Consider the following 6,970-nt stretch of genomic DNA (forward strand, 5'->3'; position numbering starts at 1 on the left):
GCTCGCGACGCGCGTGGCGACCGCCGCGACCGGCGTCGTGGCACCGGGCGGGGGCCAGCTCGTGTTCCCGGACGTGCCCGGCGTGCCGCACAAGCGCTACGTCGCGCTGTACGGCACGCCCGGCTCGCGTGCGCTCGGCGTGCTCGGCGAGCAGGACGTGCCCGCGACCGTGGCGCGCGCGGAGCGGATCGCGCGCCTCTACCGGCCGTACACGGACGCGACGGTCGTCCCGGCCGTCGAGCTCATCGCGACCATCGCGTCCGCCGGAGCCGAGGACGACGGCAGCTACTCGCGCCGGCGCACCGTCGCCGAGCTGCGCCCGCTCGTGGACGCCGCGCACGACGCGGGCCTGGCCGTCGTCCTCGACCTGCAGCCCGGCCGCGACGACTTCCTGACGCAGGCCGAGGAGTACACCGAGCTCCTCGAGCTGCCGAACGTCGGGCTCGCGCTCGACCCCGAGTGGCGGCTCGAGCCCGACCAGGTGCACCTCGAGCAGATCGGGTCCGTGGGCATCGCCGAGGTCAACGCGGTCGGTGACTGGCTCGCCGAGCTGACCGCGTCACGGCACCTGCCGCAGAAGATGTTCGTGCTGCACCAGTTCTCGCTGAAGATGATCCGCGACCGGGACCAGCTCGACACCTCGCACGACGAGCTCGCCACCGTGATCCACGTGGACGGCCAGGGCACGCAGCCCGCGAAGCGCGGGACGTGGAACACCCTGCGCGCGGGGGCGCCCCAGGTGCACTGGGGCTGGAAGAACTTCGTCGACGAGGACGTGCCCACCCTCACGCCCGAGCAGACCTCTCAGGTCGACCCGGTGCCGGACCTCGTCACCTACCAGTGAACCGCGCACGGCCACCGGGCGCCCGCGACCGGCCGCCGGGTGGTGTCGCGGTCGCGACGCGGAGCTGCCGGGCCGGGCGATGACCGGCGAAGCGCCGACGCGCGTCTAGGCTCGACGGGATGACCGACCGGACGGACGAGACGCGCACCGACCGCGCGCGCTGGCTCGTCCGCGTGGCGCTCGCGCTCGTCGCGTTGCTGCTCTCCCTCGTGGCCGGCGTGACGACCGCCCGTGCGGAGGCCGGATTCGGGCCGCACCTCGCGCACTACGCGGTCACGACCGACGACCTCGTCGTCGTGGACCTCGGCCCGCTCGGGACGCTCGAGGTCGACTCGCCGCTGCCGTTCACGCTCGGCATGAGGGTCACCGTCCAGGAGATCCCCGCGTCGTTGACCGAGGTGGACGACGCCACGACGCTCCAGGCGCTCTCGGGGGACCTGCAGCGCTACGTGCAGTTCTTCTCGGCGCCGCAGGCGACCGTCACCGACGTCACCCACGCGCTGGTCCGGGACGCGCTGCGCCGGGCGACGGCGACGTTCGTCGCGATCGTCGCGCTGTGGTGGCTCGGGCGCCTCGCCCTGGGTGCGCCGCGGCGCACCGAGCTCGCGTCGACCTGGGGCGCGCACCGGGTCCGGATCGCCGCCGGAACCGCGATCGTCGTGCTGGTCGCCGCGGTCGCGACGTCGAGCGTCGGTCCGGCCGGCCGGGTCGAGCAGTCACAACCCGTCTCGCGCGTGTTCGACGGCACGGCGCTCGAGGGTGCGCGCGTCACGGGGCGGCTCGGCGGCGTCATCGACACCTACGGCGCCAAGGTGCTTGCGGCGTACCGCACCAACCAGGAGTTCTACGCGCGTGCGGACGCCGCGCTCGCGGAGTCGTGGGACGAGCGCGCGCAGATCGAGGAGCTCTCGGCGCGTGCACGCGACGCCGACGGCGACGAGCTGTCGCCCCTGCCCGACGCGACCGGCGCACCCACCGGTGCTCCGACGGGCGAGGCGACGGGTGGGCCGACGGGTGCGGCCACCGGAGAGGCGACCGGTGAGGCCGACGGTGAGGGCGACGGTGAGGGCGACGGTGGGGAGACCGAGGCGGGGGCCGACGAGGAGCCGTTTGCCACCCCGACGCCGTCACCCACGCCCACGACGCCCGAGGAAGACCTCGTCGTCCTCGTCGTCGTCTCGGACCTGCACTGCAACGTGGGCATGGCACCGCTCATCACGACGCTCGTCGAGCGGTCGGGCGCCTCGATCGTGCTCGACGCGGGCGACACGACCGTCAACGGCACCGCGGTCGAGCAGTACTGCACGTCGACGTTCGCCTCGGCCGTGCCCGACGGGGTCCAGCTCGTCGTGTCACCCGGCAACCACGACTCCGCGGCGTCTGCCGACGCGTACGCCGGTGCGGGGGCGCGGGTGCTCGGCGGCAAGGTCGTCGAGGTCGACGGGCTTCGCATCCTCGGCGACTCCGACCCCAACGAGACGCGCGCGGGCACGGGCACGGCCTCGCTCGGGGAGAGCGCCGTGGACGCGGGCGTGCGGCTCGGCCGGACCGCGTGCGACGAGGGCGGCGTCGACCTGCTGCTCATCCACACACCGGCCGTCGGTGAGTCCGCGCTCGCGAGCGGGTGCGTCCCGGCGCAGGTCTCCGGCCATCTGCACCGCCGCACGGACCCGCGGCAGGTGGGCCTCGGCATCCGCTACATCAGCTCGAGCACGGCGGGCGCGACCCTCGGCGAGGCGACGGTCGGGCCGCTCAACGGGACGGCCGAGATGACGGTGCTGCGCTGGGACCCGGCCACGCGCCTGCTCGTGGACTACCAGGTGGTGCTGGTCAGCCCGGACGCGCGGGTCTCGGTCCAGCCGCGGCGCGCGTGGCCGGCGATCGTCCTGCCCGACCAGGGCTGGGCGGGTCCGTTCGGCGGCATGCTGCCGTCGTGACGCACGCGGGCTCGGGCGGACCGCCGGTTCACCCGTGCCAGCGACGAGCGACGGGCTTACCGTGGAGCGGTGGCACAGCGGCACGGGGAGCGGCCGCGACGGTCGAGGGTGACCGCCGCGCTCCTGAGCGCGCTGCTCGGGCTCGTCGCGCTGGTCGGGACGCTGGTGCTGACCGCGCCCGCCCAGGCCGCGGCCGACACGGATCACCTGGTGGCGGGCGAGAGGCTCGGTGCGCGCGAGTCGCTGGTGTCTCCCGGTGGCTCGGCCGTGCTCGTCGTGCAGAGCTCGGGACGGGTGTCGCTGTACGGGCCGGACGGCGACGTGGTGTGGACGGTCGACGGGCGCGTGCGGGGTGCCACGCTCGGGCTCGACGCCCAGGGACGGCTGCGTCTGGTGGCCCCCGACGGACGCGAGCTGTGGACGCCGGACGCCGACGAGGGCGTGCAGGTCCTCGGCGCGCGCCTCGAGGTGCGGGACGACGGCGACCTCGTGCTCCTCGACGCGGCGGGCGCCACGGTCTGGGCCACGGGGACGGCGCAGCGCGCGAGCGCGCTGACCGCGGGCGGGTCGGTCGTGCCCGGACAGCCGCTCACGTCGCCCGACGGACGGCACGTGCTCGTCGTGCGGCGCACGGGCAACGTGGTGCTCCTCGGCCCGGACTCGCTGCCGCGGTGGGCGGCGGGCACCGACGGCCAGGGAGCCGCGCTGACGCTCGACGAGGCGGGCGTGCTCGTCGTGCGCGACGACGACGGTGCCGTGGTGTGGCGCACGCACCGCGCACCTGTGCCGGGCTCGACGCTCGTCCTGCAGGACGACGGCGACCTGGTGCTCCTCGCGCCCGACGGGTCGGCCCTCTGGAGCTCGGGCACGGGGCTGGGAGCCGCGAGTCTCGCCGTCGACGACGCGCTGGTCACCGGCGGCCACCTCGACGGCCCCGACGGGCACCTGCGCCTGACGCTCACGCAGGACGAGCTCGCGCTGCGGTACGACGAGACGGTCGTCTGGCAGGCGCCGGCCGTGCCCGGTCCAGGGGCGAGCGTGCGCGTGCGCAGCGACGGACGCCTCGTGCTCGTCGGGGGCGACGGCGGGGCGCTGTGGGGCACGCCCGCCCCGGACGGCGCGGCCGTGCCCGGGACGACGCTGCGGCTCGACTCCGCGGGCGCCCTGCTCACCGCAGGCAACGGCCAGGAGCTGTGGCGCATGGACGTGCCGCAGGACGTGCTCGTGAGCGTCGAGCAGCCCGTGGACTGCACGCTCGTCACCGCGCCCGTCCCGCTCGCGAGCACCGTCCTGACCAGCCACGGCGTGCGGGTGCACGCGTGCCTGGCGGACGCGGTCGACGGTCTGATCACGCAGGCGCGCGCCGCGGGCATCGAGCTCGGGGCCTCCGGCTGGCGCAGTCGCGAGCAGCAGCAGGCCGCGCGCGAGCGCAACTGCCGCACGACCAGCAGGGGCGCCGTGGTCTGCCACCCGCCGACGGCCGTACCGGGCCACTCGCGCCACGAGTGGGGGCTCGCGCTGGACCTGACCGACCACGGTCGCCTGATCCGGACCGGGACGCCCGCGTGGGAGTGGCTCGTCGAGCACGCGGGCGACTACGGCCTGCGCAACCTGCCGGGCGAGCCGTGGCACTGGAGCGTGGACGGATCCTGACCGCAGCCCGGGCGCTGGCCTAGCCTGGTCGTCGTGCCCGACCCCACGAGCGAACCCACGCCCGCGCTGACCCCTGTCGCGCAGGACTACCTCAAGGTGGTGTGGTCCGCGACCGAGTGGGCCGAGCGTCCGGTGACGACGAAGCTGCTCGCGTCGCGGCTCGGCGTGGGTGCCTCGACGGTGTCCGAGACCGTGCGACGGCTCGCCGACCAGGGCCTGCTCACGCACGAGCCGTACGGCGCGGTCGGGCTGACCGACGACGGTCGTCGGCACGCGCTCGCCGTGGTGCGCCGGCACCGGCTGGTCGAGACGTTCCTCGTCGAGGTGCTCGGCTACGGCTGGGACGAGGTGCACGACGAGGCGGAGGTGCTCGAGCACGCGGTCAGCGACGTGTTCGTCGATCGGATCGCCGAGCACCTCGGGCATCCCGTGCGCGACCCGCACGGCGACCCGATCCCCGGCCCCGACGGACGTGTCGACGCGCCCGACGCGACGATGCTGTGGGACGCGGGGCCCGGCGGCTGCACGGTCGCGCGCATCAGCGACGCCGACCCGGACCTGCTGCGCTACCTCGACGAGGTGGGCATCGGGCTCGACACGGTCGTGACGGTCGGGGCGCGCCGCGACGCGGTCGGCACCGTGGCGGTCGCCGTCGCCGGCCGCCAGGTGGACCTCGGCCAGGTCGCGGCGCACGCGATCTGGGTCGTCCCCGAGCCGACGACCGACTGAGCCCTCAGCGTCGTCGCGTGCCGAACACGGAGCGAGTGATCTCCCGCCCCAGCTGCGTGCCGACCGAGCGGAGCAGTGAGTCGAACGCGCCGCCCGTGCGCTGCCGGGTCTTCTTGGCGGCCGCCTGCGCCTCCCTCTCGCGCTGCTTGGCGACCTTCTCGGCCTCCTGCGCGTGCGCCTTGGCCTCGGCGGCGTCCTTCGCGGCCTGCTCGGCCGCCGTGCGCTCGGCAGCGGTGCGCTCGGCGCGCACCGTGAGCAGCTCGTAGGCCGACTCGCGGTCGACCGCCTCGGCGTAGCGCGGGGTGAGCGGGCTCGCCGCGACGGCCGCGGCCAGTCCGTCCGCCGGGGCCGGGTCCATCGAGGACTGCGGCGCCCGCAGGCGCGTCCACGCCACGGGCGTCGGGACGCCCTTCTCGCCCAGCACGGTCACGACGGCCTCGCCCGTGCCGAGCGTGGTGAGCAGCTCCTCGAGGTCGTACGGCGAGGTCGGGAACGTGCGGGCCGCCGCGCGCAGCGCCTTCGCGTCGTCGGGGGTGTAGGCGCGCAGCGCGTGCTGCACGCGGCTGCCGAGCTGGGCCAGCACGTCGGCGGGGACGTCCTTGGGGCTCTGCGTCACGAAGAAGACGCCCACTCCCTTGGACCGGATGAGCCGCACGGTCTGCGTGATCTGCGTGAGGAAGTCGTCCGACGCGTCGTGGAACAGCAGGTGCGCCTCGTCGAAGAAGAACACCAGTCGCGGCTTGTCGGGGTCCCCGACCTCGGGGAGCTCCTGGAACAGCTCCGCGAGCAGCCACATGAGGAACGTCGAGAACAGCGCGGGCCGGTCCTGCACGCCGGGCAGCTCGAGCGCCGTGACGAGCCCGCGACCGTCGGGCGCGGTGCGCAGCAGCTCGGCGACCTCGAACGCCGGCTCGCCGAAGAACGCGTCCGCGCCCTGCGACTGGAGCGTGACGATCTCGCGCAGGATGACCCCGGCCGTGGCCGCCGAGAGCCCGCCGATGCCCTTGAGCTCGGCCTTGCCCTCGTCGCTCACCAGGAACGCGATGGTGGACTGCAGGTCCTTGAGGTCCAGCAGCGCGAGGCCCTGCACGTCGGCCCAGTGCATGATCAGGCCCAGGCTCGACTCCTGCGTCGCGTTCAGCCCCAGCACCTTGGACAGCAGCAGCGGTCCGAAGTCGGTGACGGTCGTGCGCACCGGCACCCCGGTGCCGACCCCGCCCAGGCTCAGGAACTCCACCGGCGAGGCCGTCGCGACCCAGTCCTGCCCGATGCTCGCGGTGCGCGCCAGCAGCTTGTCCGACGGTCCGCCCGGCACGCTCAGGCCCGAGAGGTCACCCTTGATGTCGGCGACGAACACCGGAACGCCCGCGGCCGACAGGCCCTCGGTCATCACCTGCAGCGTCTTGGTCTTGCCCGTCCCGGTCGCACCCGCGACGAGCCCGTGCCGGTTGAGCATCGCCAGCGGGAGCCCGACCTGCACCGCAGGCACCGCGGTGCCGTCTTCCACGAACGAGCCCAGCGGGAGCGTGGCGCCCGCGAACGTGTACCCGGCCTGGACCTGCGCGGCGTGCTCGGACAACGAACCGGTGGTGGCGGGCGGGGCCACGGCCTCGGCCGGAGCAGCCCCCGGTGGTGAGGCAGCGGTCTGCGGTGGGGCGGCGTCCTGCGGCGGAGCAGCGGCCTCGGGTGCTTCGGGCGGGGTCGCCCGACCGGAAGGCGCGGGGGCCTTGCCTGCCGCTGCCTCCGCTGCCTCGAGCGCGGCCTGCGCGGCGGCTGCTCGCGCGGCCGCGGCCTCGGCAGCCGCCTG

Annotated in this window: 4 protein-coding genes and 1 pseudogene; 4 read left to right on the top strand and 1 reads right to left on the bottom strand. The window is 75.1% G+C overall.

Translation table 11 applies throughout. From position 1 onward, the window contains the following. From CWIS_RS18720 to CWIS_RS07980, 4 genes and pseudogenes are all read left to right on the top strand, one after another. Positions 1-844 (top strand): annotated as a pseudogene (locus tag CWIS_RS18720) (hypothetical protein); the annotation flags it as partial. A gap of 119 nt (positions 845-963) precedes the next feature. Further along, positions 964-2,781, top strand: coding sequence for a metallophosphoesterase (locus tag CWIS_RS07970; protein WP_048342736.1), 1,818 nt, complete (start codon positions 964-966; stop codon positions 2,779-2,781). Positions 2,782-2,889: 108 nt separating this feature from the next. Next, on the top strand, positions 2,890-4,434 hold the full coding sequence (locus CWIS_RS17580; protein WP_053071624.1) for a D-alanyl-D-alanine carboxypeptidase family protein: 1,545 nt from the start codon (positions 2,890-2,892) through the stop codon (positions 4,432-4,434). Between the two features lie 33 nt (positions 4,435-4,467). Next, complete coding sequence (locus CWIS_RS07980; protein ID WP_156186599.1) at positions 4,468-5,163, top strand: metal-dependent transcriptional regulator; 696 nt, start codon at positions 4,468-4,470, stop codon at positions 5,161-5,163. A gap of 4 nt (positions 5,164-5,167) precedes the next feature. Here the strand turns inward: CWIS_RS07980 and CWIS_RS07985 are convergent. Continuing rightward, positions 5,168-6,970 (bottom strand): helicase HerA-like domain-containing protein (locus tag CWIS_RS07985; RefSeq protein WP_048342739.1); only part of this gene is annotated, 1,803 nt, incomplete at its 5' end.

This window comes from Cellulomonas sp. A375-1 (genome assembly GCF_001040865.1).
Lineage (GTDB): Bacteria > Actinomycetota > Actinomycetes > Actinomycetales > Cellulomonadaceae > Cellulomonas > Cellulomonas gelida.